Source organism: Streptomyces sp. CG4 (assembly GCF_041080655.1).
Taxonomy (GTDB): Bacteria; Actinomycetota; Actinomycetes; order Streptomycetales; family Streptomycetaceae; genus Streptomyces.
This window is the reverse complement of the sequence record NZ_CP163525.1, coordinates 6,898,186-6,922,465: the sequence shown is the minus strand read 5'-3', so window position 1 is coordinate 6,922,465 and position 24,280 is coordinate 6,898,186. Positions and strand designations below refer to the sequence as shown.

Sequence of the window (24,280 nt, the reverse complement as noted above, 5' to 3'; positions counted from 1 at the left end):
CCTCCCACCTTGAGCCCTCACAGAGAGTCGAACCGTAGGCCCAGGGTCCATTTCCTTATCCGGCCCCTACTGCGCCCGCAGTACGCCCGGGTGGAGACCCGCAGTACGCCCGGGTGGAGATCAGTCCGTCCTCGGCCGGACCAGCCCCGACTCGTACGCGATCACGACGAGCTGCGCCCGGTCGCGCGCGCCCAGCTTGGCCATGGCCCGGTTGACGTGCGTCTTCACCGTGAGCGGGCTGACCGCGAGCCGCTCGGCGATCTCGTCGTTGGAGTGCCCGCCGGCGACCTGGACGAGCACCTCGCGCTCGCGGCCGGTGAGCGCGCCGAGCCGCTCGGAGCGGGCCGGGTCACGGCCGTCGTCGCCGTCCCCCTGGGCGAGGAAGCGGGCGATCAGCCCTTTGGTGGCGGTGGGTGACAACAGCGCCTCGCCGCCCGCGGCGAGGCGGATGGCGTTCAGCAGCTCCTCCGGTTCGCTGCCCTTGCCGAGGAAGCCGGAGGCGCCCGCGCGCAGCGCCTGGACGACGTAGTCGTCGACCTCGAAGGTGGTCAGGATGACCACGCGGACCTGGGCGAGGGAGGGATCCTCGCTGATCATCCGGGTCGCGGCGAGCCCGTCCGTGCCCGGCATGCGGATGTCCATGAGGACGACGTCGGCGCCCTGCTCCTTCGCCAGCCGGACCGCCTCGGCCCCGTCGGAGGCCTCCCCGACGACCTCCATGTCGGGCTCGGAGTCGACCAGCACCCGGAACGCGCTGCGCAGCAGTGCCTGGTCGTCGGCGAGCAGGACACGGATCGTCATGCGGTCTCCCCCGGGGCCGTCGTACGGGTCTCGCTTCGGGTCTTGAGGGGCAGGATCGCATGGACGCGGAAGCCGCCGCCGTAGCGGGGTCCGGTGGTCAGGGTGCCGCCGAGGGCGGTGACCCGCTCGCGCATGCCGAGCAGTCCGTGCCCGCCGCCGGCCCCGGGCACACCGGCCGCGCCCGCGCCGTCGTCCAGGACGGTGACCTCGATGTTCGGCCCCACGCGTACGACGCTGACCTCGGCCCTGGCGTCGGGCCCCGCGTGTTTCTGGGCGTTCGTCAGGGCCTCCTGGATGATCCGGTACGCGGCGAGGTCGACGGCGGCGGGCAGTTCGGTGCCCTGGTCGGCGCGGGCCACCGCCACTGGCAGGCCCGCGTTGCGGAAGGTGGCGGCCAGCTCCTCAAGGCGGCTCAGGCCGGGGGCGGGTTCGGTCGGGGCCTCGGGGTCGCCGGACTGGCGGAGCAGGCCGACGGTGGCGCGCAGCTCGTCGAGGGCGGAGCGGCTGGCCTCGCGTACGTGCGCCAGGGCCTCCTTGGCCTGGTCGGGCCGCTTGTCCATGACATGCGCGGCGACCCCGGCCTGCACATTCACCAGGGCGATGTGGTGGGCGACGACATCGTGCAGATCGCGGGCGATCCGCAGCCGCTCCTCGGCGACCCGGCGGCGGGCCTCCTCCTCGCGGGTGCGTTCGGCTCGCTCGGCCCGCTCCCGGATGGCCTGGACGACCGCGCGCCGGCTGCGCACGGCGTCCCCGGCGGTGGCGCCGATGCCGGTCCAGGCGAGCACGCCGAGGTTCTCCTGCGCGTACCAGGGCAGGGGGCCGCCGAGCATGGCGGCGGCCGTCAGCACGGTCATGGTGAGCAGGCCGACGCGCCAGGTGGTGGTGCGGTCGGTGGTCGCGGCGACGGTGTACAGGGCGACGACGGCGGACATCGCGACCGGGGCGCGGGGGTCACCGGTGACGGACTCGATGACGGAGAGGGTGCCGGTGGCGGCGAGGACCGGCTTCGGGGCGCGGCGGCGGAAGACGAGGGCGGCCGCGGCCAGGGCCATGAGGAGCAGGCCTTGGCCGTCCGGGGTGCGGACGCCCCAGGTGACGCCGTTGTTCCCGCGGGGGATCACGAAGGATCCGGCGACCATGCACACCAGCACACCTGCGGCGATGGCCGCGTCCAGGGCCGAGGGGTGGGCCTTGAGGCTGCAGCGGGCGCGGTCGAGAGTGCTCACGGGTGAACAGTACGGGTGCTGTACGGGTGCCCTGTACTGCCTCCGGTCGGGGGTGGGGGCACTTGCCCGGGGCGACGCCGCCCCGAGCTGTCGGGGAACCTCTGGAGAGACCGGGTCAGCCCGGGATCAGCCCGTCGTCGCTGAGCATCTCCCGGACCTCGTCCAGGGAGGCGTCCGACGCCGGAAGGATCAGCTCCGAGGGCTCCAGGGCGTCGTCCGGCAGGGGCGTGCCGAGCCGACGGACGGAGTCGAGGAGGGCGCCCAGCGTACGGCGGAAGCCTTCCTCGTCACCGGATTCCATCTCCGCCAGCAGCTCGTCGTCCAGCTTGTTCAGCTCGACGAAATGGGAGTCGTCCAGCCGCACCTGGCCCTCCCCCATAATCCGTACGATCACGTCGGCCTCCTCGGCTCGGGCCCCGGTGCCGGACTACTGCTTGTCGAAGCGCGGGGTGTCCTTCGGCTGCTGCTGGGGCTGCCCCTGGGCGGTGCCGCCCTCGATGGCCTGCTGCGGGGAACCTCCGGCCAGCTCGGCCTTCATGCGCTGCAGCTCCAGCTCTACATCCGTACCACCGGAGATGCGGTCCAGCTCGGCCGTCAGGTCGTCCTTGGCCATGCCGGTCGGGTCGTCCAGGGCGCCGGAGGCGAGCAGCTCGTCGATGGCGCCGGCCCGGGCCTGGAGCTGGGCGGTCTTGTCCTCGGCGCGCTGGATGGCGAGGCCGACGTCGCCCATCTCCTCGGAGATGCCGGAGAAGGCCTCGCCGATCCGGGTCTGGGCCTGGGCGGCGGTGTAGGTGGCCTTGATGGTCTCCTTCTTCGTGCGGAACGCGTCCACCTTGGCCTGCAGGCGCTGGGCCGCGAGGGTGAGCTTCTCCTCCTCGCCCTGGAGGGTGGAGTGCTGCGTCTCGAGGTCGGTGACCTGCTGCTGGAGGGCGGCGCGCCGGGACAGCGCCTCGCGGGCCAGGTCCTCGCGGCCGAGCGCGAGCGCCTTGCGGCCCTGGTCCTCCAGCTTGGTGGACTGCTGCTGCAACTGGTTGAGCTGGAGTTCCAGGCGCTTGCGGCTGGTCGCCACGTCGGCGACCCCGCGGCGCACCTTCTGCAGCAGCTCCAGCTGCTTCTGGTACGAGTAATCGAGGGTCTCGCGCGGGTCCTCGGCCCGGTCAAGGGCTTTGTTCGCCTTCGCGCGGAAGATCATCCCCATACGCTTCATGACACCGCTCATGGGCTTCGCGCGCCCCCTTCTGACGGACTCCAGCTCACAGATCCTGCGACAGGACCCACAGTACGGGCCCTGACTCCATTACCGCACTGTTCGGGGATGGATACGCTCATCCCCAAGGACGACTGCGGACGGTATCGCTCCGGCGTGAGGAGTAGGTGGTCCTCGGGGTGGGCCTTTTCGAGGCCCGCCGGTGACCGCCGGGTGAAGCGCCTGCAACGTCCCCTCTGTCCCCCTACAGACGTCCGGTGTTGCCGGATCGTTCCCCGCCGGACTGGGGTCCATGCCGGTGCAGCCCGTACCCTTGGGTTTTGTGTTCCGTAGCCGTGCCAAGGACGAGAAGGCTCCCACCGACAAGACGCCGGTAGGCCTCTCCAAGCAGCCCCGTGACCCGCAGGCCCCGAAGGGCAGGCCCACGCCCAAGCGCAGTGAGGCCCAGACCCAGCGGCGCAGCGTGGCCAACACGCCGACCAACCGCAAGGAGGCCGCCAAGCGCCAGCGCGAGGAGCGGCGCCAGGCCCTGGAGCGGCAGCGCCAGGCGCTGGCCAGCGGTGACGAGCGCTATCTGCCCGCCCGGGACAAGGGCCCGGTCCGCAGGTTCGCCCGTGACTGGGTGGACTCGCGGTTCAACGTCGCCGAGTTCTTCCTGCCGCTCGCCGTGGTGATCCTCGTGCTGAGCGTGGTGCGGGTGCCGGCGATCCAGTCGATCGCGCTGCTGCTGTGGCTGGTGGTGATCGTGCTGATCGTGGCGGACGCGGCGTTCAGCGGCTTCCGCCTGAAGAAGCGCCTCAAGGAGAAGTTCCCCGGGCAGAACACGCGTGGCGCGGTCGCCTACGCCCTGATGCGGTCCCTGCAGATGCGCCGGCTCCGGCTGCCGAAGCCGCAGGTCAAGCGCGGAGAGCGGCCCTGAGCGCAGACGCCTTCACCGGGGGTGCGGCCGCGGCCTGGCTGAGCAAGCTGGGCCGGCTGCGTGATGTCGTGCGACAGGAGCTGGTGGCCCGGCAGCTCGACGAGCAGATAGCCGGGCGGTTCCCGGTCGGGCAGCGGCTGCGGGTGCTCGACGTGGGCATGGGCCAGGGCACGCAGGCGCTGCGGCTGGCCCGGCTCGGCCATCAGGTGACCGGGGTCGAGCAGGACCCGACGATGATCGCCGCCGCGCGTGAGGCGCTGGCCGCGCAGCCGGAGGGCATCCGCGAGCGGGTGCGGCTGGTGCAGGGCGACGGGCGCGACACCGGTGTGCACTTTCTGCCGGGCGGTTTCGACGTGGTGCTGTGCCACGGTGTGCTGATGTACGTCGAGGAGCCGGACCCGCTGCTGGCGGGCCTGGCCCGGATGCTCGCGCCCGGCGGGCTGCTGTCCCTCCTGGTCCGCAACGGCGACGCGCTCGCCCTGCGGCCGGGCCTGTCCGGGGACTGGTCGGGCGCCCTGGACTCCTTCGACACCACCGCCTATCGCAACCGCCTCGGCCTGGACGTACGAGCCGACCGGCTGGCCACCCTCACCGCCACGCTCGCCGGGATCGCCGCCCCGCTGCACGCCTGGTACGGCGTGCGGGTCTTCACGGACACCGCCGCGGACGACGCGCCGATCCCGGACGACCTGGAGACGCTGCTGGCCGCCGAGGAGCGGGCCGGCCGCACCGATCCCTACCGCGGAGTGGCGGCACTGCTCCACCTGTGCGGCGTACGAGGCTGAGCCGGTCGCCCGGTCCCTGTGCGGCGCACGGGGTCGGGCCCGTTCGGGGGAACACCTCGGGCCGGTCGATCGGCGGCCGGTGAGACTCGGGGCATGGACGCTTCCCGTACCCGCGCCCTCGGCGGGGCCATCGCCGCCGCTGCTCTCGTGTGCTGCGCCGTCCTCGTCGCCGGCTGCTCCCGCTCCGCCGCGCCGGCCCCGCAGGACACCGGCACCGCGACGACCGCGCGGGCGGCCGTGCCGATGGCCGCGAACGATCTGCAGAGCGACTACCTGAAGGTCATCAAGGAGGTCCTGCCGTCGGTCGTGCAGATCCAGGCGCGCCACGACCTGGGCTCCGGGGTGGTGTACGACGGCAAGGGACACATCGTCACCAACGCGCATGTGGTCCAGTCGGAGAAGACCTTCAGGGTGACCACGGCCAACAGCGAGGAGCCGCTCACCGCGCACCTGGTGTACTCCTACCCCGAGCAGGACCTGGCCGTGATCAAGCTGGACAAGGTGCCGGCCGGGCTGAAGGCGGCGACGTTCGGGGACTCCGAGAAGGTGCAGGTCGGCCAGATCGTGCTGGCCATGGGCTCACCGCTGGGGCTGTCGTCCAGCGTGACCCAGGGCATCGTCTCGGCGACCGGGCGGACCGTCAGCGAGGTGGGCGGCGGTACGGGCGCGACCCTCGCGAATCTGGTGCAGACCTCGGCTCCCATCAACCCCGGCAACAGCGGCGGCGCCCTGGTCAACCTGGACGGGCAGGTCATCGGCATCCCGACGCTCGCCGCCGCCGACCCCAACCTCGGGGGCAGCGCGGCGCCCGGCATCGGGTTCGCCATCCCGGCGTCGATGGTGAAGACGATCGCCGGCCAGATCGTGAAGGAAGGCAAGGTCGTCGACTCGGGCCGGGCCGCACTCGGCGTCACCGCGCGGACGGTGGTGGACGACCGCTACCAGCCCGCCGGGGTGGCGGTGGTCAGCGTCCGGAGCGGCGGCCCGGCCGCCAAGGCGGGCCTGCGGCCGGGCGACATCATCACGAGGCTGGGGAACGAGCGGATCAGCACCGTCACCTCCCTCTCGGAGACGCTGGCTGCGGACCGGCCGGGCCAGAAGACGACGGTGAGGTACCAGCGCGCCGGCGCCGAGAAGTCGGCGACGGTGACGCTGGGCGAGCAGTGAGGGAGCGCGGCGGGCAGGGGTACGACCCGGGGCCGTACCCCTCGGGTCCGCTAGGCCGCGTCGGCGTGCAGGCTCATCGGACCGTAGATCTCGGTGTTCTCCTCGAACAGCCGCACCTGGTCGGCCCCTCCGTCGAGCAGCGCCTTCCAGTGCTCCCCGATCCAGGACTCGGCATCTCCCTGCGTGGTGAACTCCTCGGGCTGCACGGCGGGCTGGACCTCCGTCCCGTCGGCCTTCTCGAACCGCCACGTCCATGCCGTCATCCAGTCCTCCTTCGATCCAACACCTGCTGGAAGACTAGCCGGAAGCGCAAGACCTGATCAGACAGGCGAAAATCGATTCCGTGGAAGTGACTCTGCTCGGTACCGGCGCCCCGGCCGGACTGCCTCGCCCCGACTGCCCCTGTGCCGCCTGCGCGACCGCGCTGGGGCCGGACGCCCGGGCGGCGACGGCCGTGCTGGTGGACGGGACGCTGCTGCTCGACCTGACGCCGGGCGTGGCGTTCGCGGCGGCGCGGGCGGGGCATTCGCTGGGCGGGGTACGGCAGGTGCTGCTGTCGCATCCGCACGACGGGCCGGCGGTGGAGGTGCCGGCCGGGCTGCCGCAGCCCGTGCGGGTGCCGGACGGGCGGGAGTTGGCGCTGCTGACGGGGCATCGGGTACGGGCCGTGGCGATGGACTCGGGCGGCACCGGGTACGCGGTGACCGGGCCGGACGGGCAGCGGCTGCTGTATCTTCCGCCGGGCGGGGCGCCGGCCGGTCTGGAGACGGGGACGGCGGAGTCGTACCACCTGGTCCTCGCGGACGTCGTGGCCCGCCCGGACGCGCTGGCCCGGCTGCGCGCGGTCGACTCGGTGGGCCCCACGACGGACGTGGTCGCCGTCCATCTCGACCACGACGTGCCGCCGGGCGCGGAGTTGCGGCGCCGGCTGGCGGCGGCCGGGGCGCGGGTGGTGCCGGACGGTACGACGCTGGCGGTCGGCGCGTACGAGGACGTGCCGGACGTGCCGCGCCGGACGCTGGTGCTGGGCGGGGCGCGCTCGGGCAAGTCGGTGGAGGCCGAGCAGCGGCTGGAGTCCTTCCCCGACGTGCTGTACGTGGCGACCGGCGGGACGCGGGGCGGGGACAGCGAGTGGGCGGAGCGGGTGGCCGTGCACCGGGAGCGGCGGCCGGGGTCGTGGCGTACGGCGGAGACGACGGATCTGGTGCCGCTGTTGCGGGAGGACGGGCCGCCGTTGCTGATCGACTGTCTGTCGCTGTGGCTGACGGACGTCATGGACTCCGTGGGGGCGTGGGACGACGCGGAGTGGGCGGGCGGCGGTGAGAAGGCGTTGCGGGAGCGGGTGCGGGAGTTGGCCGAGGCCGTGCGGGGTACGCGGCGGACCGTTGTCGCCGTGTCCAACGAGGTGGGGTCGGGGATCGTGCCGGCGACCGCGTCCGGGCGGCGGTACCGGGATGAACTGGGTCGGCTGAACACGGCGTTCGGAGCGGAGTGCGAGCAGGTCCTGCTGGTGGTGGCCGGGCAGGCGTTGGTGCTGCGGGGCTGAGGGGCGGCGGGGCCGCATGGCCGACGGCAGCGCCGTTCCCCGAGGGGCGCGGGGCCGTACCGGTCAGCGGACGGCCTTGCGGGCCACGAGCCGGTACGCGTTGGAAAAGGGCGTGCGGCGGACGAACGGCGCCAGGACGTGGTCGAGGGCCGAGGCCGCGGCCAAGAGAGGCTCCGCGGCGAGTGTCAGGAGGGGATGGGGGGCCGAGGCCAGGGCGAGGGCGCCCGAGAGGTCGTAGGGGATGTGCGGGGCGTGGCGGTCCGTGACGAGGATCGCGCAGCCGAGCCCCTCTAGTTCCGCGCGCAGATTGGCCAGGGGCATCAGGTGGAGGTGGCGGGGCTGGCCCCAGGGGAGCCACCATCGGCCGAGCAGCGCGGCGAACGCGCAGCGCGGGTCGGCGACTTCCAGGACCAGGTGGCCGCCGGGGCGCAGGACGGTGAGCGCCGCGCGGAGCTCGGCGCGCGGGTCGGGCGTGTGCTCCAGGTGGCGGAACATGCTGACCACGTCGTAGCGGCCGCGCAGCCGGGCCGCCGTCCCGGGGGTGGCGAGGTAGCCGCGGTGCGCCTCCTCGACCCGCTCCTCCAGTTGTGCCTGCTGCACCCGGGCCGTCGGGTCCAGCCCGTCGAAGCTCGTGTACGGGAAGAACTCCTTCGCCGCCGCGGGAAAGCCGGCGTGGCCGGTGCCCACGTCCAGCCAGCTCTCCGCCTCGGACAGCGCCGACAGCTTGTGGGCGGCGGCACGGTGCCGGCGCCGGACCGCGCCGTCGGACACGACGCGGGCGGTGAATTCCTCCAGGTGCCGTACGTAGAAGTCCCGGTGGTAGAAGGCGAGCCCCTCCGCCGTGAGGCGGGGGTTCTGGAAGGCGTGGGCGCAGTCACGGCACTGGTCGACGACGAACCGGCCCGGCCGGTGGCGCAGCGGATCGCTCGCCCGTACCCGGGTGCGCAGCCGGGCGGAGCCGCACCAGGGGCAGTTCTCGCGGCGCGGTTCGAGAAACGGGTCCAAGGACCGCGTGAGGGTCTTCGGGGTGCTGGCGGGCGAGGTCGACATGGGCGACTCCCTGAGCGACATTCCACGACAAACCGGAAAGTATGGGATCCCGATCTTGGGTGCAATGACGTCGTGGGCGTGTGGTCGCCATGTGGCGCGGAAGCGTTCGTTCTCTGGCGGTACTGTTCGGCGAATGAGCAGGCTTAATCTGGACGACTTCACCGATCTGATCGAGCGCCCGGACGGGGGCGTGCGCCGTGACGCCGAGGCCCGGCGGGAGCGCCAGATCGTGCCGCCCGGGGCGCTGGGCCGCCTCGACGAGCTGGGCGAGTGGCTGGCCGCCGCGCAGGGCGCCGTGCCGGTACGGCCCATCGAACGGCCGCGGGTGATCCTCTTCGCCGGTGACCACGGCATCGCCGAGCTGGGCGTCTCGGCGCGGCCCGCGGGCGGTGCGGAGCAGCTGGTGCGGGCGGTCCTGGAGGGCGCGAGCCCGGTGTCCGTGCTGGCGCGGCGGCAGGAAGTGCCGGTACGGATCGTGGACATGGCCCTGGACTGCGCACCGGACGCCTTCCCGGAGGACGTCGTACGACACCGGGTGCGGCGCGGCAGCGGCCGTATCGACATCGAGGACGCGCTCACCCTGGAGGAGGCGGAGGCGGCGCTGCGCGCGGGCGTCGCCGTAGCCGACGAGGAGGCCGACTCGGGTACGGACCTGGTGGTACTCGGGGACGTCAGCGTGGGCGGGACGACGGCCGCGGCGGTGCTGATCGCCGCGCTGTGCGGGACCGACGCGTCGGTGGTGACCGGGCGGGGCGGAGCCGCGATCGACGACCTGGCGTGGATGCGCAAGTGCGCGGCGATCCGGGACGCGCTGCGGCGGGCGCGGCCGGTGCTCGGGGACCAGGCGCAGCTGCTGGCGACCGTGGGCGGCGCGGACCTCGCGGCGATGACCGGGTTCCTGCTGCAGTGCGCGGTGCGGAAGCTGCCGGTGATCCTGGACGGCGTCGTGGCCGCCGCGTGTGCGCTGGTCGGGCAGCGCGTCGCCTTCCGGGCGCCGGACTGGTGGCTGGCCGGGCACGACAGCGGGGAGCCGGGGCAGGCGAAGGCACTGGACCGGATGGCCCTGGAGCCGCTGCTGGAGCAGGGCGTGAAGGTCGGCGAGGGCATGGGGGCCCTGCTGGCGCTTCCCCTGGTGCGGGGCGCTGCCGCGCTGGCCGCCGAACTGCCCGAGAAGCAGCCGGAGACCGAGAAGGAGCCGGAGGAACCTTCCGAGGAGGAGAGCGACTAGTCGGGTTTCGGCCGGTTCGGCGCTGCCGGATTCCGCCGTCCCGGCCGATCGCCGTTGCGGCGGAAAAGATCGGCAGGTGCCGCCTCCCGGCGGAAAAGTGCGGTTCGTCAGGGCGGCGCCCATATGATCCTGACCCATGGGAGATGCCCGAAATGCCGTTCCGCTGCAAGCCGAGCCGGGGCGCCCGGGTGAGAAGGAGCGGCGGTCCACCGGGGCCTCCCGGCGAGCCGCCGCCTTCGCCGTCTGGTATCTGCGGACCATCGCCTTCATCAACTTCCTCAGCGCGGTCTGGGTCTCGCTCGGCCAGGACGTGCGCCGGCACAACCAGGACGACTTCTTCACGCCGTATCTGCTGACGGCGGGCTTCGCCTCGGGTCTGTTCACGGCGTTCCTGGCGATCACCATGCGGCGCAGAAAGCGGGCCGCCTGGATCCTCAACCTCGTGCTCAGCGGGTCCTTCCTCGTTCTGTTCGCGTTCGCCATGGTCTTCCCGGAGCTGCGCCGGTACGCGCAGAACTGGATCTCGCTGGGGCTGACGGCCGCCTTCGTCGGCGCGCTGGTCGTGGGCCGGCGCGAGTTCTACGCCAAGGGCGACCGGTCCAATCCCCGGCTCGCGGCGACAGTCGCGATCGGTGGCGGGCTGTCCGCGAGCCTGCTGGCCGGGCTGCTGGTGACGGTCACCAACCAGCCGCCGGACGCGGCCCGTTCGACCTTCCTGGAGCGCTGGCACTACGGCACCCTGCGGCTGGTGTCGGTGGCGGCCGACGAGTCCCGCTTCCCGGGCATCGACCCGCCGAACTGGACCAACGTCACGATCAACGTGCTCAGTACGGCCCTCGTCCTCGCCGTGTTCTACGCCGCCTTCCGCTCCCGGCGCGCCGTGGACCCGCTCACCGAGGACGACGAGAAGCAGCTGCGGGCCCTGCTGGAGCGGCACGGCGAGCGGGACTCGCTGGGCTACTTCGCGCTGCGCCGGGAGAAGAGCGTGGTGTGGTCGCCGACCGGGAAGGCGGCCGTCGCCTACCGGGTGGTCGGCGGGGTGAGCCTGGCGTCCGGGGATCCGCTCGGCGATCCGGAGGCGTGGCCGGGCGCGATCGCACCGTGGCTGGCCGAGGCCCGGGCGCACGGCTGGATCCCGGCGGTGATGGGGGCGAGCGAGGAGGCGGGCACGGTCTACGCCCGGCACGGTCTTGACGCCCTGGAGCTCGGCGACGAAGCGATCGTGGAGGTCGCCGACTTCACGCTGGAGGGCCGGGCGATGCGGACGGTCCGGCAGGCGTACAACCGGGTCAAGCGGGCCGGATACCAGGTGCGGATCCGGCGCCACGAGGACATCCCGGCCGGCGTGTCCGGCCCGGCCGACTCGGCGGACGCGTCGAACTCGTCGAACTCGTCGGACGAGATGGCGTATCTCGTGAAGCGGGCGGACGACTGGCGGGACGGCGCGACCGAGCGCGGCTTCAGCATGGCGCTCGGCCGGCTCGGGGACCCCGAGGACGGGCAGTGCGTGATGCTGGAGTGCACGGATGCCGACGGCCGGCTGCGCGCCCTGCTGTCGTTCGTGCCGTGGGGGCCGCACGGGCTGTCCCTGGACCTGATGCGCCGTGACCGGGACTCCGACAACGGGCTGATGGAGTTCATGGTCATCGAACTGCTGCGGCGGGCCGACGAGATCGGGATCACGCAGGTCTCGCTCAACTTCGCGATGTTCAGGTCGGTCTTCGAACGTGGCGCGCGTCTCGGTGCCGGTCCGGTGCTGAGGCTGTGGCGGTCGCTGCTCAGCTTCTTCTCCCGCTGGTGGCAGATCGAGTCGTTGTACCGCGCCAACGCCAAGTACCGGCCCATCTGGGAGCCACGATTCCTGCTCTTCGAGAAGAGCGCGGACCTGCCGCGCATCGGCCTCGCCTCGGCCCGCGCGGAGGGCTTCCTGGGGGGCCTGTCGCCGGATTCGCGTCGTCCGCCCGCAGGGCGGGCCCCGCGGCGTCTGGTGCGTGCGATCGCAAGGCGCCGGAGCGACCTCGACGGCGGTGCCCCCGCGCGAGCGAAGCCGAGCGTGGGAGAGGAGCCACGTGGGCGGTTCGGCAACGCGGCTGGGGGTGCCCCCTCTGGGGGAGTGCGTGCCAGGCGTCGCGGGGCAGACGGGAATCCGGCGACAGGCCCCACGGCGCCGGGACTGCCGAAGTGGCTGCACCGCAGGCACCTGGACACGCACCGATGAGGAACGTCTGATGAGAACCCTCGCCCGCTGGGCCCGTGAGGAGTGGGGGCTGCTGTGCGTCACCGTACGGGAAGCCCTGCTGAAGCGGCGCCTGCGGGCGATCCGGATGACGCTCGCGGTGGTGTGCCTGACCTACCTGCTCCAGTGGGTGCAGAACCAGCAGTGGGGCTATCAGTTCGTGCAGAACGTGGGCGCCGTACGGGCCGAGGACCCGCTGTGGCTGGCCCTGCTGCGCACTCCCCTGTCGCTGTACGTGCCGGCGCTGGATCTGCCGGTGTGGGGTGCGCTGGCGCAGATCCTGCTGGTGTTCGGGATCTCCGAGGTGTGCATCGGCTGGTGGCGGACCCTGGTCATCGCGTACGTCGCCACGCTCGCCGGCACCCTGTACGCGCGCATCGGCATCTCCCTCGGCGCGCACGCCCCGTTCGGGCTGCCGTGGACGGACGCGCAGGTGGTGGACACCGGCCCGTCGGCGGCCGTGGTGGGGCTCGCCGTGTTCGTGGCCTGGCGGTACGGCGCCTATCTGACGGCGGGCGCGGTGACCATGGCCATGGTGGCCGAGGTGCTGATCAAGGAGAACCTGGCGGGCAAGGAACACCTGGCCGCGCTGATGGCGGTGGGGCTGCTGTGTCTGATCGTGGCGGTGCGGCACCGCCGGGGGCACCGGCTGCGGCCCCGGCTGCGGCGCGGGTACGGCCGGCTGACGCGGCGCGGTCAGCGGCGGTCGGGCCACCGGACCGGGCGCGGGTCGGGCTTGCCGCCGATCAAGTCCTGAAAGGCGTGGCGCGGCCTGGCCCAGCGGCGGTCGTGATGATAGGCGCGCAGGGCGGCCTTGGCGCGGGCGCGCGGGCGACGGCCGTAGAAGCGGCGGGCCCACGGGGAGCCGGGGCGGGCCAGCCGGACGGCGCCGACCAGCGCGACCAGCGGCACGATCGCCCCGAAGACGGCGATGCGCGCCTTGCCCTTGCTCAGGGCGACGAGCGCCAAGAGGAAGTTCATGGCGATGGTGGTGAGGGCACCGCCGCGGTTCTGAAGTTCCTCCGGGGACAGGTCGTTGACGCCGAACGGGGAGAACCCGGCGAGCAGCAGCCCGACGAGTGCGGCGGTGAGCACGACGACCTCGACGCTCTTGCGGCCCTCCTCGCTCCAGTAGACGTCGTCCAGGTGCAGGATGAGCGCGAACTCGTCCAGCACCAGCCCGGCGCCCATGCCGAACAGGACGGCGGCGACGGCCCCGCCCGCGCCGTGCCGGTCGCTGGCGACCGCGCCGAATCCGCCGACGAGGGTGAGGACGACGCCGGGTACGACGTGGTGGATGTGCAGCCCGCCCGCCTTGACGTTGCCGAACGGGCCCCGGCCGGCCCGGATCAGGCGGGTGATCACGCGGGTGACGACGAAGGTGAGCACGAAGGCGGCGAGGGCGAGCAGCAGCGGGAGCTTGCCCGGTTCGACGATGTTCCGTACCCACCAGTGCCCCATATGCGCACCATATCCCCGGGTGCGGCGGGTGGCTCCACGAGCGCCGGGTAACCTGCGCCGGTGCTCAAGTCCTCCCGTTTCGACGGCCTCCGCTTCGCCTTCGGCACCCTCACCGTGCTGCCCGTCCGGGTGCACCGCTGGGACCGGGGGGCCGCACGCGCCGGGATGCTGACCGCCCCCGTGGCCGGGCTGGTCGTCGGCGGCTGCGCGGCCGGACTCGGGCTGCTCCTGCTCGCCCTGGGCGCCGGTCCGCTGCTGGCCGCCGTCGCCTCCGTCGCCGTACCCGCGGCCCTGACCCGCGGGCTGCACCTCGACGGGCTCGCCGACACCGCCGACGGGCTGGGCAGCGGCAAGCCCGCGGAGGACGCGCTACGGATCATGAAGCAGTCGGACATCGGGCCGTTCGGGGTCATCACCCTGGTCCTGGTGGTGCTGGCCCAGGTCGCGGTGCTGGCCCAGCTCTACGGCGACTCCTGGGGGCGGGGCGCGCAGGCGGCCGTCGTCTCGGCGGTCACGGCGCGACTCGCCCTCACCCTGGCCGCCCGCACCGGAGTCCCGCCCGCCCGGCCGGAGGGGCTGGGCGCGGCGGTCGCCGGGGTGGTACCGGCGCCGGGCGCACCGGCCGTGGCGGCCGCCGTCACGCTCGGCGCGGCCGTCTGGGGCGCGGCCCTCGGGCCGTACGGCGCGCTGCGCGCGGCGGCCGCGGTGCTCCTGTCCCTGGCCGCGGCCGAACTCCTGCTCCGCCGCTGCGTCCGCCGCTTCGGCGGGGTCACGGGGGACGTCTTCGGCGCGCTGGCGGAGACGGCGGCGACGGCTTCGCTGATCGTGCTGGCTCTGGGCCACTGAAACCGGACCGCTAAGCTCTTTGCCTGAACACGGACAACACAGTGGTGATTCGGGGGGAGATCCGTGCCGACGCTGCGCCGCGCCCTGGCCTGGTCCATAGATTTCGCGCTGGTGGCGGCGGCAGCCGCGCTGCTCGCGATACTCACCTTCCACAGAATCGCCGCGCTGGTGACCGACGTGCCCTCGCTGGCCGCCAGGGGCGGCCTCGACCTGGTCACCTCGCGCGGTGACGTCATGAGCGCCTCCGAGCACCTCGGCCTGTCCCTGTGGGACAGCATCGTGCTGGACGTGGAGGAAGCCTTCGGCGCGCTCGTCGTCGTCACGTTCCTCTACCAGTGGGCCTGCCTCACGCTGCTCGGCCGCACCCTCGGCAAGGGCCTGCTCGGCCTGCGCATCACCCCGCGGCTGTCCCGGGCCGCCGCGCGCCGGGCCGCCGTCACCACCGCCGCGGACGTCGCGGTGTACGCGCTGGCCTGTGTGCTGCTGATCGAGGGCCGGTTCGTGCTGTCGGTACTGGTGTGGGCCGTCGCGGTGGTGCTGTTCGTGGTCAACGCCCTGACGGTGTTCTTCCCCGGCCGCCGCTCCCTCGCCGACCGGCTGGCCGGCACCTCCGTGGTGGGCGTGTTCCAGCGGCGGACGTGACGGCTCCGGCTCGTTCGCCGGTGCGGTTCGCGGGCGCGTGGGTGGCGGAAATGGACATGGCGCCACGCTCAGGTGAACGCCCGTAGGAATGAGCGAGGGCGCGCACGCGCGTAGTCTCGTCCCGGGTGTTCGCCGACAGGGTGAAGGCCCCGGTTGCCACCAGTGCCCAGGTATGGACCTAGGGTCGGCTCTCGGGCCCGGTCGACCCACCCCTCTTCGGCCACAGCAACTTCACATCGGAAGCGAGAACTCACCACCGTGACTGCTCTGACTCTCAGCACCGCAGCGGCGCCCGGCCTGCGGGCCGACGCGATCGTGATCGGTGTCGCCAAGGGCGCTGGATCCAGGTCCGGGGACCTCGTCGTCGCGCCGGGCGCCGAAGCCGTGGACAAGGCGTACGACGGCAAGCTGGCCGGCGTTCTGGAGACCCTCGGTGCCTCGGGTGCCGAGGGCGAGCTCACCAAGCTGCCCGCACCGGCCGGTTTCAAGGCCCCGATCGTCGTGGCGGTCGGCCTGGGCGCGGAGCCGGACGCCAAGAGCGAGGACGCGGGCGACGAGGTCTACGACGCCGAGGCGCTGCGCAAGGCCGCCGGCGTGGCCGCCCGGGCGCTCGCCGGCTCGAAGAAGGCGGCGTTCGCGCTGCCCGTCGACGGCCCGGGTGCCGTCGGCGCGATCGCCGAGGGCGTGCTGCTCGGCGCGTACGCCTTCGACGTCTACAAGGAGAACGGCAAGGACGCCAAGGGCAAGAACGGCAAGGCTCCGCTGGCCGAGGCCGCGCTGCTCGGCGGCAAGCCGCGCGACGCCGCCCACAAGGGTGCCGTCGCCCGTGCCGTCGCGGTCGCCGAGGAGCTGAACCGCGCCCGCGACCTGATCAACATGCCGCCGAACGACCTCAACCCGGCGGCGTTCGCCGCCGAAGCGCAGGCCGCGGCCAAGGAGCACGGCCTCAAGGTGCAGGTGCTCGACGAGAAGGCCCTGGCCAAGGGCGGCTACGGGGGCATCCTCGGCGTCGGCGGCGGCTCGGCCGCGGGCCCACGCCTGGTCAAGCTGTCGTACACGCACCCGAAGGCCGACAAGCACCTCGCATTCGTCGGCAAGGGCATCACCTACGACTCGGGCGGCATCTCGCTGAAGCCGGCCGGGCACAACGAGACGATGAAGTGCGACATGAGCGGTGCGGCCGCCGTGTTCGCCGCGGTCGTCGCCGCCGCGCGGCTCGGCCTGGAAGTCAGCGTCACCGGCTGGCTGGCGCTGGCCGAGAACATGCCGTCCGGCAGCGCCACCCGCCCCGGGGACGTCCTGCGCATGTACAGCGGCAAGACCGTCGAGGTCCTCAACACCGACGCGGAGGGCCGCCTGGTCCTGGCGGACGCGCTGTGGGCGGCCTCGCAGGAGAAGCCGGACGCGATCGTGGACGTCGCGACCCTCACCGGCGCGATGATGCTGGCGCTGGGCAGCCGGACGTTCGGGGTCATGGCCAACGACGACGCGTTCCGCTCCGCGGTGCACGAGGCGGCGGAGGAGGTCGGCGAGCCGGCCTGGCCGATGCCGCTGCCTGAGCACCTGCGCAAGGGCATGGAGTCCCAGGTCGCCGACCTCGCGAACATGGGTGAGCGGATGGGCGGCGGGCTGGTCGCCGGTCTCTTCCTGCGCGAGTTCGTGGCGGAGGGGATCACCTGGGCGCACCTCGACATCGCCGGCCCGGCGTTCAACGAGGGCGGTCCGTTCGGGTACACGCCCAAGGGCGGCACGGGTTCTGCCGTGCGCACGCTGGTCCGGCTGGCGGAGCTCACCGCCGCGGGTGACTTGGGCTGAAACGCCTGATGGCGCGGTCCATTCCGTAGTGCTGATCCGCCGCGTGGGAGGTGTTCGCGCCCACGCGGCGGAGCCGCATATCGGACACGGCCCCGCGCCCCTTGGTCACGCGCGCCTCCGTTTTCAGCTGTACGTGGGGCGTCTCACACCCCGGCCCGGCGTCTCGTCCGCCTCGAACAAGTGCAAAGATGGAGCCCGGCAGGACAGGGCCCCCACCGAAGGGCCGAAGCATCAAGCGGCCGGACACCAGCCGCCCGCCGGTCACTGGAGATCGGCGCAAGGCGCACATGCATGGAGGACGTGACGTGGCGAACGACGCCAGCACCGTTTTCGACCTAGTGATCCTCGGCGGTGGTAGCGGTGGTTACGCCGCGGCCCTGCGCGGGGCGCAGCTGGGCCTGGACGTCGCCCTGATCGAGAAGGACAAGGTCGGCGGCACCTGCCTGCACCGGGGTTGCATCCCCACCAAGGCCCTGCTGCACGCGGGCGAGATCGCCGACCAGGCCCGCGAGAGCGAGCAGTTCGGCGTGAAGGCGACCTTCGAGGGCATCGACGTCCCGGCCGTCCACAAGTACAAGGACGGCGTCATCGCCGGCCTGTACAAGGGCCTGCAGGGTCTGATCGCGTCCCGCAAGGTGACCTACATCGAGGGTGAGGGCCGACTGTCCTCCCCCACCTCCGTCGACGTCAACGGCCGGCGCGTCCAGGGCCGCCACGTCCTGCTGGCGACCGGCTCCGTGCCGAAGTCGCTGCCGGGCCTGGAGATCGACGGCAACCGGATCATCTCCTCCGACCACGCCCTCGTCCTGGACCGCGTGCCGAAGTCCGCGATCATCCTGGGCGGCGGTGTCATCGGCGTCGAGTTCGCCTCGGCGTGGAAGTCCTTCGGCTCGGACGTCACGGTCATCGAGGGCCTGAAGCACCTCGTCCCGGTCGAGGACGAGAACTCCTCGAAGCTTCTTGAGCGCGCGTTCCGCAAGCGCGGCATCAAGTTCAACCTGGGCACCTTCTTCCAGAAGGCCGAGTACACCCAGGACGGCGTGAAGGTCACCCTCGTGGACGGCAAGGAGTTCGAGGCCGAGGTCCTCCTCGTCGCCGTCGGCCGCGGCCCGGTCTCGCAGGGCCTGGGCTACGAGGAGCAGGGCGTCGCCATGGACCGTGGCTACGTCCTGGTCGACGAGTACATGCAGACCAACGTCCCGACCATCTCCGCCGTCGGTGACCTGGTCCCGACGCTCCAGCTCGCGCACGTCGGCTTCGCCGAGGGCATCCTGGTGGCGGAGCGTCTGGCCGGTCTGAAGACCGTCCCGATCGACTACGACGGTGTCCCCCGGGTGACGTACTGCCACCCGGAGGTCGCCTCCGTCGGCATCACCGAGGCCAAGGCCAAGGAGATCTACGGCGCGGACAAGGTCGTCGCCATCAAGTTCCCCCTGGGCGGCAACGGCAAGAGCAGGATCCTGAACACCACGGGCGAGATCAAGCTCGTCCAGGTCAAGGACGGTGCCGTGGTCGGCATCCACATGGTCGGCGACCGCATGGGTGAGCAGGTCGGCGAGGCCCAGCTGATCTACAACTGGGAGGCGCTGCCGGCCGAGGTCGCCCAGCTCATCCACGCCCACCCGACGCAGAACGAGGCGCTCGGCGAGGCCCACCTGGCGCTGGCCGGCAAGGCGCTGCACGCACACGACTGACCCTCGGTCGACGAAGCGACGACTTCAGACTTCCGCAATTCGTAAGGAGCAACCGAAACCATGGCGGTTTCCGTAACCCTTCCGGCGCTCGGTGAGAGCGTCACCGAGGGCACTGTCACCCGCTGGCTGAAGGCCGAGGGCGAGCGCGTCGAGGCCGACGAGCCGCTGCTCGAGGTCTCGACCGACAAGGTCGACACCGAGATCCCCTCGCCCGCCTCCGGCGTGCTGGCCTCCATCAAGGTCGCCGAGGACGAGACCGTCGAGGTCGGCGCCGAGCTGGCCGTGATCGACGACGGCACCGGCGCCCCCGCGGCCGCCCCGGCCCCCGCCGCCGAGGCCGCTCCGGCTGCCCCGGCCCCGGTCGCCGAGGCCGCTCCGGCTCCGGCCGCCCCTGCCCCGGCCGCCGCCCCGGCCGCCCCGGCCGGTGGCGCCACCGGCACGGACGTGGTCCTGCCCGCGCTCGGTGAGTCCGTCACCGAGGGCACCGTCACCCGCTGGCTGAAGTCGGTCGGCGACTCCGTCGAGGCCGACGAGCCGCTGCTCGAGGTCTCCACGGACAAGGTCGACACCGAGATCCCGGCGCCCGCCTCCGGCGTGCTCCTGGAGATCGTGGTCGGCGAGGACGAGACCGCCGAGGTCGGCGCCAAGCTCGCCGTCATCGGCGCCGCGGGTGCCGCCCCGGCCGCCGCTCCGGCTCCGGCCACCCCGGCCCCCGCCGCCGCTGCCCCGGCCGCTCCGGCCCCGGCTCCGGCTGCCCCGGCCGCGCCCGCCGCTCCGGCCGCGCCCGCCGCCGCCCCGGCCCCGGTCGCCCCCGCGGCTCCGGCTCCGGCGCCCGCCCCGGCTCCGGTCACCCCGGCCACCGCGCCGACCTCCCCGACCGCCACCCAGGCGACGGACGAGGGCGCCTACGTCACCCCGCTGGTGCGCAAGCTCGCCGCCGAGAACGGCGTCGACCTGGCCGCTGTCAAGGGCACCGGCGTCGGCGGCCGTATCCGCAAGCAGGACGTCATCGCCGCCGCCGAGGCCGCGAAGGCCGCCGCCGCTGCTCCGGCCCCGGCCGCCGCACCGGCCGCCGCCAAGAAGGCCCCGGCGCTGGAGGTCTCCCCGCTGCGCGGCCAGACCGTCAAGATGCCCCGCATCCGCAAGGTCATCGGCGACAACATGGTCAAGGCGCTGCACGAGCAGGCCCAGCTGTCGTCGGTCGTCGAGGTCGACGTCACCCGCCTGATGAAGCTGCGCGCCAAGGCCAAGGACGGCTTCGCGGCCCGTGAGGGCGTCAAGCTCTCCCCGATGCCGTTCTTCGTCAAGGCCGCCGCGCAGGCGCTGAAGGCCCACCCGGTCATCAACGCCAGGATCAACGAGGCCGAGGGCACGATCACCTACTTCGACTCCGAGAACATCGGTATCGCGGTGGACTCCGAGAAGGGCCTGATGACCCCGGTCATCAAGGGTGCGGGCGACCTGAACATCGCCGGTATCGCCAAGGCCACGGCCGACCTGGCCGGCAAGGTCCGCGCCAACAAGATCACCCCGGACGAGCTGTCCGGTGCGACCTTCACCATCTCCAACACCGGTTCGCGTGGCGCCCTGTTCGACACGATCATCGTGCCGCCGGGCCAGGTCGCGATCCTCGGCATCGGTGCCACGGTCAAGCGTCCGGCCGTCATCGAGACCGAGGAGGGCACGGTCATCGGCGTCCGCGACATGACCTACCTGACCCTCTCCTACGACCACCGCCTGGTCGACGGCGCCGACGCGGCCCGTTACCTGACGGCGGTCAAGGCGATCCTGGAAGCGGGCGAGTTCGAGGTCGAGCTGGGCCTTTGACCCGACCTGGCGGCCTTCGGGCCGAGGATCGAAACGAAGTCGAGCTGGGCCTCTGACGTTCCTTCAGCCAGTACGGCACCCCGTCCGGAGCTTTCCGGGCGGGGTGTTCGTGTTTGTCGGCACACGTTGCGTGTAAGCCTCGTCTCACCTGCGCGAAAGCACCCCCGCCCGCCCCGCCCACGGAGCGAACCCGCCGTATTGTCTAAACGTCAGCCCTCCCGAAGGAGCCCTCATGACCGCGCCCGTCGTCCACTCGCTGCGCGAACAGATCCGCGAGCACATCGTGGAGGGGATCGTCAGCGGGCGCTGGCAGCCGGGTGAGCGCATCGTGGAGCGCCGTATCGCCACCGAGCTGGAGGTCAGCCAGACCCCGGTCCGCGAGGCCCTGCGCGAGCTGGAGTCACTGCGCCTGATCGAGTCCGCGCCGAACAAGGGCGTGCGCGTGCGGAACCTGACCGCGGCGGACCTGGAGGAGAGCTATCCGGTCCGGGCCGGACTGGAGGCCATCGCGGCGGAGCTGGCGGCCAGCCATCTCGCGGAGGACTGCTCGGCCCTGGAGCCGCATGTCCTGGCCCTGTACAAGGCCGACCGCGACGCCGATGGCACGGCCCAGGTCCGCCACACCGTGGGCTTCCACCGCGAGCTGGTCCGGGCCGCGAACAACTCGGTACTGCTGCACACCTGGGAGGGCCTGGGCATCGAGGTCTTCACGGCGCTGTCGATCCGCTGGCTGGGCACGGTGCAGCAGTCGTACGCGGAGGAGCACGAGGAACTGGTGGCCGCCTTCAAGCGGCGGGACCCCCGGATCGCCGAGATCGTGAAGGCCCATGTCCTGGGGTGCGCGCCGCGCGCCTGACGCAGTCGAGCAGACCTACGCTCACCTGCGAAAACAAGGCAAAACAGCGTCACCCGGTGCCATTACTCAAGGCACCGCGTGCCTACTTTCTCGGAATCGAGATGTTTTCGAGGTCAACCCTTTGATCGATCATCGATCAGGGGGTTACAGTCGCCGACGGACTTCCACCGAAGTCCACGCCCTGTCCTGCCAAAGACCAAGGGCACCCCCGAACCCTTACCGATGAGGGAACCCCCTTCGACTGAGGAAGGCGGCGACATGACCGACCCCAACGCCATCCAGCCGAGCGCGCTCGACCAGCTCCCCGACCGCGACCCGGAGGAGACCGCCGAATGGCAGGCCTCCCTCGACGCCGTCGCCCGGGAGGCCGGGCCGCACCGCGCCGCGTACCTGATGCGGCGCACGCTGGAGCGCGCCGAGGCGGGCGGCATCGCGCTGCCGAAGCTCCTCGAGACGGACTACGTCAACACCATCCCCACCTCCGCCGAGCCGGGCCTGCCCGGTGACCCGGAGATGGAGGCCCGGATCACCGCCTGGAACCGCTGGAACGCCGCCGCCATGGTGACCCGCGGCTCGAAGCACGGCGTCGGCGGCCACATCGCCACCTTCGCCTCCGCCGCGTGGCTGTACGAGACGGGCTTCAACCACTTCTTCAAGGGCAAGGAGGGCGACGGCTCCGGCGACCAGCTGTACATCCAGGGCCACGCCTCCCCCGGTATCTACGCCCGCGCCTTCCTCGACGGCCGGCTGAACGAGCACCACCTGGACCACTTCCGCCAGGAGACCGGCGGCAACGGCCTGCCGTCGTACCCGCACCCGCGCCGGCTGCCCTGGCTGTGGGAGTTCCCGACGGTGTCGATGGGTCTCGGCCCGCTCTCCGCGATCTACCAGGCACGCTTCAACCGCTACCTCACCAACCGCGGCATCAAGGACGTCTCGTCCTCGCACGTGTGGGCGTTCCTCGGCGACGGCGAGATGGACGAGCCGGAGTCGACGGCGGCCCTCGCGCTCGCCGCCCGTGAGGAGCTGGACAACCTCACCTTCGTCATCAACTGCAACCTGCAGCGCCTCGACGGCCCGGTCCGCGCCAACTTCAAGATCGTGCAGGAGCTGGAGGCCCAGTTCCGCGGCGCCGGCTGGAACGTCGTCAAGACGCTCTGGGGCACCGCCTGGGACGAGCTGTTCGCCCTCGACACCACGGGCGCGCTGGTACGCCGCCTGCGCGAGGTACCGGACGCGCAGATCCAGACGTACCAGACCCGCGACGCCGCCTACATCCGCGCCGACTTCTTCGGCAAGGACCCGGCGCTCGCCGAGCTGGCGAAGCTGCTGAGCGACGACAAGATCCTGGAGTGCTTCCACCTCTCGCGCGGTGGTCACGAGGCCCGCAAGGTCTACGCCGCGTACAAGGCCGCCGTCGAGCACAAGGGCGCGCCGACCGTGATCCTGGCCCAGACGGTCAAGGGTCACACCCTCGGCGAGGGCTTCGCGTCGAAGAACGCCAACCACCAGATGAAGAAGCTGACGGTGGACGAGTTCAAGACGATGCGTGATCTTCTTGAACTCCCCATCTCCGACAGCCAGTTCGTCGACGGCGTGGTGCCCTACGGCCACCCGGGCGCCGACTCCCCCGAGGTCCGCTACCTCCAGGAGCGCCGCGCGGCCCTCGGCGGCCCGGCCCCCGCCCGCCGTACGCACGCCCTCGCCCCGCTCCCCGCCCCCGCCGAAAAGGCCTTCGCCGCCTTCGACAAGGGCTCCGGCTCGCAGAACGTGGCCACCACGATGGCCTTCGTCCGCCTGGTCAAGGACCTGGTCCGCGACAAGGAGACGGGCAGGCGCTGGGTGCCGATCGTCCCGGACGAGGCACGCACCTTCGGCATGGAGAGCCTCTTCCCCTCCCTCGGGATCTACTCCCCCAAGGGCCAGACGTACGAGCCGGTCGACCGCGACCAGCTGATGTACTACAAGGAGGCCAAGAACGGCCAGATCCTCAACGAGGGGATCACCGAGGCCGGTTCGATGGCCGACTTCATCGCCGCGTCCACCGCGTACGCGACGCACGGCGAGGCGATGATCCCCTTCTACATCTTCTACTCGATGTTCGGCTGGCAGCGCACGGCCGACCAGATGTGGCAGCTCGGCGACCAGCTCGGCCGCGGCTTCCTCGTCGGCGCGACGGCCGGCCGTACGACCCTCACCGGCGAGGGCCTGCAGCACGCCGACGGCCACTCCCCGGTGATCGCGGCGACGAACCCGGCCGCCCTCACCTACGACCCCGCCTTCGCCTACGAGGTCGCGGTGATCGTCCGCGAGGGTCTGCGCCGGATGTACGGCGAGGCCAAGCCGGGCGAGGACCAGAACGTCTTCTACTACCTGACGGTCTACAACGAGCCGCTGCCGCAGCCCGCCAAGCCGCAGGGCCTCGGCATCGACGAGGGCGTCGTCAAGGGTCTGTACCGCTTCAACACGGCGGAGTCCGCGGGCCTGTCCCCGGCCGCCAACGCCGCGCGCATCCAGCTGCTGGGCTCCGGTACGGCGATCCACTGGGCCCTTCAGGCGCAGAAGCTGCTGGCCGAGGAGTGGGGCGTGGCCGCCGACGTGTGGTCCGCGACCTCCTGGTCCGAGCTGCGCCGGGACGCGATGGAGGCCGACGCGGCCCTGCTGCGCGGCGAGGAGCGGGTGCCGTACGTCCGCCAGGCGCTGCAGGGTGCCGAGGGCCCGGTGCTGGCCGTCTCCGACTACATGCGCCAGGTTCCCGACCAGATCGCGCAGTGGGTCGAGCAGGACTGGTCCTCGCTGGGTGCCGACGGCTTCGGTCTGTCGGACACCCGTGAGGCCGCCCGCCGCCACTTCGGCGTCGACGCCCAGTCGATCGTCGTCGCGGCCCTGGCCCAGCTCGCCAAGCGCGGCGAGGTGAAGGCCACGGCGGTCAAGGAGGCCCGGGAGAAGTACGGGCTGTAAGCCGACCGAC

General features: G+C 72.3%; 21 protein-coding genes. 14 read left to right on the top strand and 7 right to left on the bottom strand.

Going from position 1 to position 24,280, the window contains the following annotated elements:
* Positions 1-120 precede the first annotated feature (120 nt).
* The 4 genes from AB5L52_RS31615 to AB5L52_RS31600 all read right to left on the bottom strand — a co-directional run bounded on the left by AB5L52_RS31615 (position 121) and on the right by AB5L52_RS31600 (position 3,249).
* Positions 121-801 (bottom strand): response regulator transcription factor, encoded by a 681-nt coding sequence (locus AB5L52_RS31615; RefSeq protein WP_351018210.1) that lies wholly within the window; start codon positions 799-801, stop codon positions 121-123.
* A complete protein-coding gene (locus AB5L52_RS31610) occupies positions 798-2,030 on the bottom strand; it encodes a histidine kinase (RefSeq protein ID WP_351018212.1) in 1,233 nt (410 codons plus the stop codon). The genes AB5L52_RS31615 and AB5L52_RS31610 overlap by 4 nt, the downstream gene beginning before the upstream one ends.
* A 115-nt stretch (positions 2,031-2,145) precedes the next feature.
* Positions 2,146-2,424 carry a hypothetical protein gene (locus tag AB5L52_RS31605; RefSeq protein WP_351018215.1) on the bottom strand — a complete coding sequence of 93 codons (279 nt, stop codon included), beginning with the start codon at positions 2,422-2,424 and terminating at the stop codon, positions 2,146-2,148.
* A 33-nt stretch (positions 2,425-2,457) separates the two neighbouring features.
* On the bottom strand, positions 2,458-3,249 hold the full coding sequence (locus AB5L52_RS31600; RefSeq protein WP_351018218.1) for a PspA/IM30 family protein: 792 nt from the start codon (positions 3,247-3,249) through the stop codon (positions 2,458-2,460).
* A 310-nt stretch (positions 3,250-3,559) separates the two neighbouring features.
* Here AB5L52_RS31600 and AB5L52_RS31595 point away from each other — a divergent pair, with 310 nt between their 5' ends.
* The 3 genes from AB5L52_RS31595 (at position 3,560) to AB5L52_RS31585 (ending at position 6,108) form a co-directional block, all read left to right on the top strand.
* Positions 3,560-4,156, top strand: a complete 597-nt coding sequence (locus AB5L52_RS31595; protein WP_351018219.1) for a DUF3043 domain-containing protein — start codon at positions 3,560-3,562, stop codon at positions 4,154-4,156.
* A gap of 83 nt (positions 4,157-4,239) precedes the next feature.
* Positions 4,240-4,941 carry a methyltransferase domain-containing protein gene (locus AB5L52_RS31590; protein ID WP_351018436.1) on the top strand — a complete coding sequence of 234 codons (702 nt, stop codon included), beginning with the start codon at positions 4,240-4,242 and terminating at the stop codon, positions 4,939-4,941.
* Between the two features lie 93 nt (positions 4,942-5,034).
* Positions 5,035-6,108, top strand: a complete 1,074-nt coding sequence (locus AB5L52_RS31585; protein ID WP_369367328.1) for a S1C family serine protease — start codon at positions 5,035-5,037, stop codon at positions 6,106-6,108.
* Positions 6,109-6,158: 50 nt separating this feature from the next.
* On the opposite strand, the gene AB5L52_RS31580 is transcribed toward AB5L52_RS31585, so the two are convergent.
* The gene (locus tag AB5L52_RS31580) at positions 6,159-6,371 is read right to left on the bottom strand and encodes a hypothetical protein (RefSeq protein ID WP_031173077.1); all 213 of its coding nucleotides are present in this window, start codon (positions 6,369-6,371) and stop codon (positions 6,159-6,161) included.
* An 80-nt stretch (positions 6,372-6,451) separates the two neighbouring features.
* Here AB5L52_RS31580 and AB5L52_RS31575 point away from each other — a divergent pair, with 80 nt between their 5' ends.
* The gene (locus AB5L52_RS31575) at positions 6,452-7,654 is read left to right on the top strand and encodes a bifunctional adenosylcobinamide kinase/adenosylcobinamide-phosphate guanylyltransferase (protein ID WP_369367327.1); all 1,203 of its coding nucleotides are present in this window, start codon (positions 6,452-6,454) and stop codon (positions 7,652-7,654) included.
* Positions 7,655-7,717: 63 nt separating this feature from the next.
* Here AB5L52_RS31575 and AB5L52_RS31570 read toward each other — a convergent pair whose 3' ends face one another.
* Positions 7,718-8,704 (bottom strand): class I SAM-dependent methyltransferase, encoded by a 987-nt coding sequence (locus tag AB5L52_RS31570; protein ID WP_369367326.1) that lies wholly within the window; start codon positions 8,702-8,704, stop codon positions 7,718-7,720.
* Positions 8,705-8,837: 133 nt separating this feature from the next.
* On the opposite strand from AB5L52_RS31570, the gene cobT reads away from it, so the two are divergent.
* From cobT to AB5L52_RS31555, 3 genes are all read left to right on the top strand, one after another.
* Positions 8,838-9,932, top strand: coding sequence for a nicotinate-nucleotide--dimethylbenzimidazole phosphoribosyltransferase (cobT, locus tag AB5L52_RS31565; RefSeq protein ID WP_351018230.1), 1,095 nt, complete (start codon positions 8,838-8,840; stop codon positions 9,930-9,932).
* Positions 9,933-10,068: 136 nt separating this feature from the next.
* Positions 10,069-12,150: a phosphatidylglycerol lysyltransferase domain-containing protein gene (locus tag AB5L52_RS31560; protein ID WP_369367325.1), complete on the top strand. Its 2,082-nt coding sequence runs from the start codon at positions 10,069-10,071 to the stop codon at positions 12,148-12,150.
* A 10-nt stretch (positions 12,151-12,160) separates the two neighbouring features.
* Positions 12,161-12,925: a hypothetical protein gene (locus AB5L52_RS31555; protein ID WP_369367324.1), complete on the top strand. Its 765-nt coding sequence runs from the start codon at positions 12,161-12,163 to the stop codon at positions 12,923-12,925.
* Here AB5L52_RS31555 and AB5L52_RS31550 read toward each other — a convergent pair.
* Entirely contained in the window at positions 12,865-13,629 is a 765-nt protein-coding gene (locus AB5L52_RS31550; RefSeq protein WP_351018238.1) for a hypothetical protein, read from the bottom strand. The genes AB5L52_RS31555 and AB5L52_RS31550 overlap by 61 nt on opposite strands.
* A gap of 60 nt (positions 13,630-13,689) precedes the next feature.
* Here AB5L52_RS31550 and AB5L52_RS31545 point away from each other — a divergent pair, with 60 nt between their 5' ends.
* From AB5L52_RS31545 to aceE, 7 genes are all read left to right on the top strand, one after another.
* Positions 13,690-14,475: an adenosylcobinamide-GDP ribazoletransferase gene (locus AB5L52_RS31545; protein ID WP_369367323.1), complete on the top strand. Its 786-nt coding sequence runs from the start codon at positions 13,690-13,692 to the stop codon at positions 14,473-14,475.
* 63 nt (positions 14,476-14,538) lie between these two features.
* Positions 14,539-15,117: an RDD family protein gene (locus AB5L52_RS31540; RefSeq protein ID WP_369367322.1), complete on the top strand. Its 579-nt coding sequence runs from the start codon at positions 14,539-14,541 to the stop codon at positions 15,115-15,117.
* A gap of 258 nt (positions 15,118-15,375) precedes the next feature.
* Positions 15,376-16,932, top strand: a complete 1,557-nt coding sequence (locus tag AB5L52_RS31535) for a leucyl aminopeptidase (protein ID WP_369367321.1) — start codon at positions 15,376-15,378, stop codon at positions 16,930-16,932.
* Positions 16,933-17,237: 305 nt separating this feature from the next.
* Positions 17,238-18,626: a dihydrolipoyl dehydrogenase gene (gene lpdA, locus AB5L52_RS31530; protein WP_351578405.1), complete on the top strand. Its 1,389-nt coding sequence runs from the start codon at positions 17,238-17,240 to the stop codon at positions 18,624-18,626.
* 60 nt (positions 18,627-18,686) lie between these two features.
* Positions 18,687-20,453, top strand: coding sequence for a 2-oxoglutarate dehydrogenase, E2 component, dihydrolipoamide succinyltransferase (sucB, locus tag AB5L52_RS31525; protein ID WP_369367320.1), 1,767 nt, complete (start codon positions 18,687-18,689; stop codon positions 20,451-20,453).
* A gap of 232 nt (positions 20,454-20,685) precedes the next feature.
* Positions 20,686-21,309, top strand: a complete 624-nt coding sequence (locus AB5L52_RS31520; protein WP_369367319.1) for a GntR family transcriptional regulator — start codon at positions 20,686-20,688, stop codon at positions 21,307-21,309.
* A gap of 258 nt (positions 21,310-21,567) precedes the next feature.
* Positions 21,568-24,270, top strand: coding sequence for a pyruvate dehydrogenase (acetyl-transferring), homodimeric type (gene aceE / locus AB5L52_RS31515; protein ID WP_369367318.1), 2,703 nt, complete (start codon positions 21,568-21,570; stop codon positions 24,268-24,270).
* Positions 24,271-24,280 lie beyond the last annotated feature (10 nt).

Coding starts and splice junctions, on each gene's coding strand:
- AB5L52_RS31615 (WP_351018210.1), bottom strand. CDS start 801: ATGACGATCCGTGTCCTGCTCGCCGACGACCAGGCACTGCTGCGCAGC.
- AB5L52_RS31600 (WP_351018218.1), bottom strand. CDS start 3,249: ATGAGCGGTGTCATGAAGCGTATGGGGATGATCTTCCGCGCGAAGGCG.
- AB5L52_RS31585 (WP_369367328.1), top strand. CDS start 5,035: ATGGACGCTTCCCGTACCCGCGCCCTCGGCGGGGCCATCGCCGCCGCT.
- AB5L52_RS31580 (WP_031173077.1), bottom strand. CDS start 6,371: ATGACGGCATGGACGTGGCGGTTCGAGAAGGCCGACGGGACGGAGGTC.
- AB5L52_RS31570 (WP_369367326.1), bottom strand. CDS start 8,704: ATGTCGACCTCGCCCGCCAGCACCCCGAAGACCCTCACGCGGTCCTTG.
- cobT (WP_351018230.1), top strand. CDS start 8,838: ATGAGCAGGCTTAATCTGGACGACTTCACCGATCTGATCGAGCGCCCG.
- AB5L52_RS31560 (WP_369367325.1), top strand. CDS start 10,069: ATGGGAGATGCCCGAAATGCCGTTCCGCTGCAAGCCGAGCCGGGGCGC.
- AB5L52_RS31555 (WP_369367324.1), top strand. CDS start 12,161: ATGAGAACCCTCGCCCGCTGGGCCCGTGAGGAGTGGGGGCTGCTGTGC.
- AB5L52_RS31550 (WP_351018238.1), bottom strand. CDS start 13,629: ATGGGGCACTGGTGGGTACGGAACATCGTCGAACCGGGCAAGCTCCCG.
- sucB (WP_369367320.1), top strand. CDS start 18,687: ATGGCGGTTTCCGTAACCCTTCCGGCGCTCGGTGAGAGCGTCACCGAG.
- AB5L52_RS31520 (WP_369367319.1), top strand. CDS start 20,686: ATGACCGCGCCCGTCGTCCACTCGCTGCGCGAACAGATCCGCGAGCAC.
- aceE (WP_369367318.1), top strand. CDS start 21,568: ATGACCGACCCCAACGCCATCCAGCCGAGCGCGCTCGACCAGCTCCCC.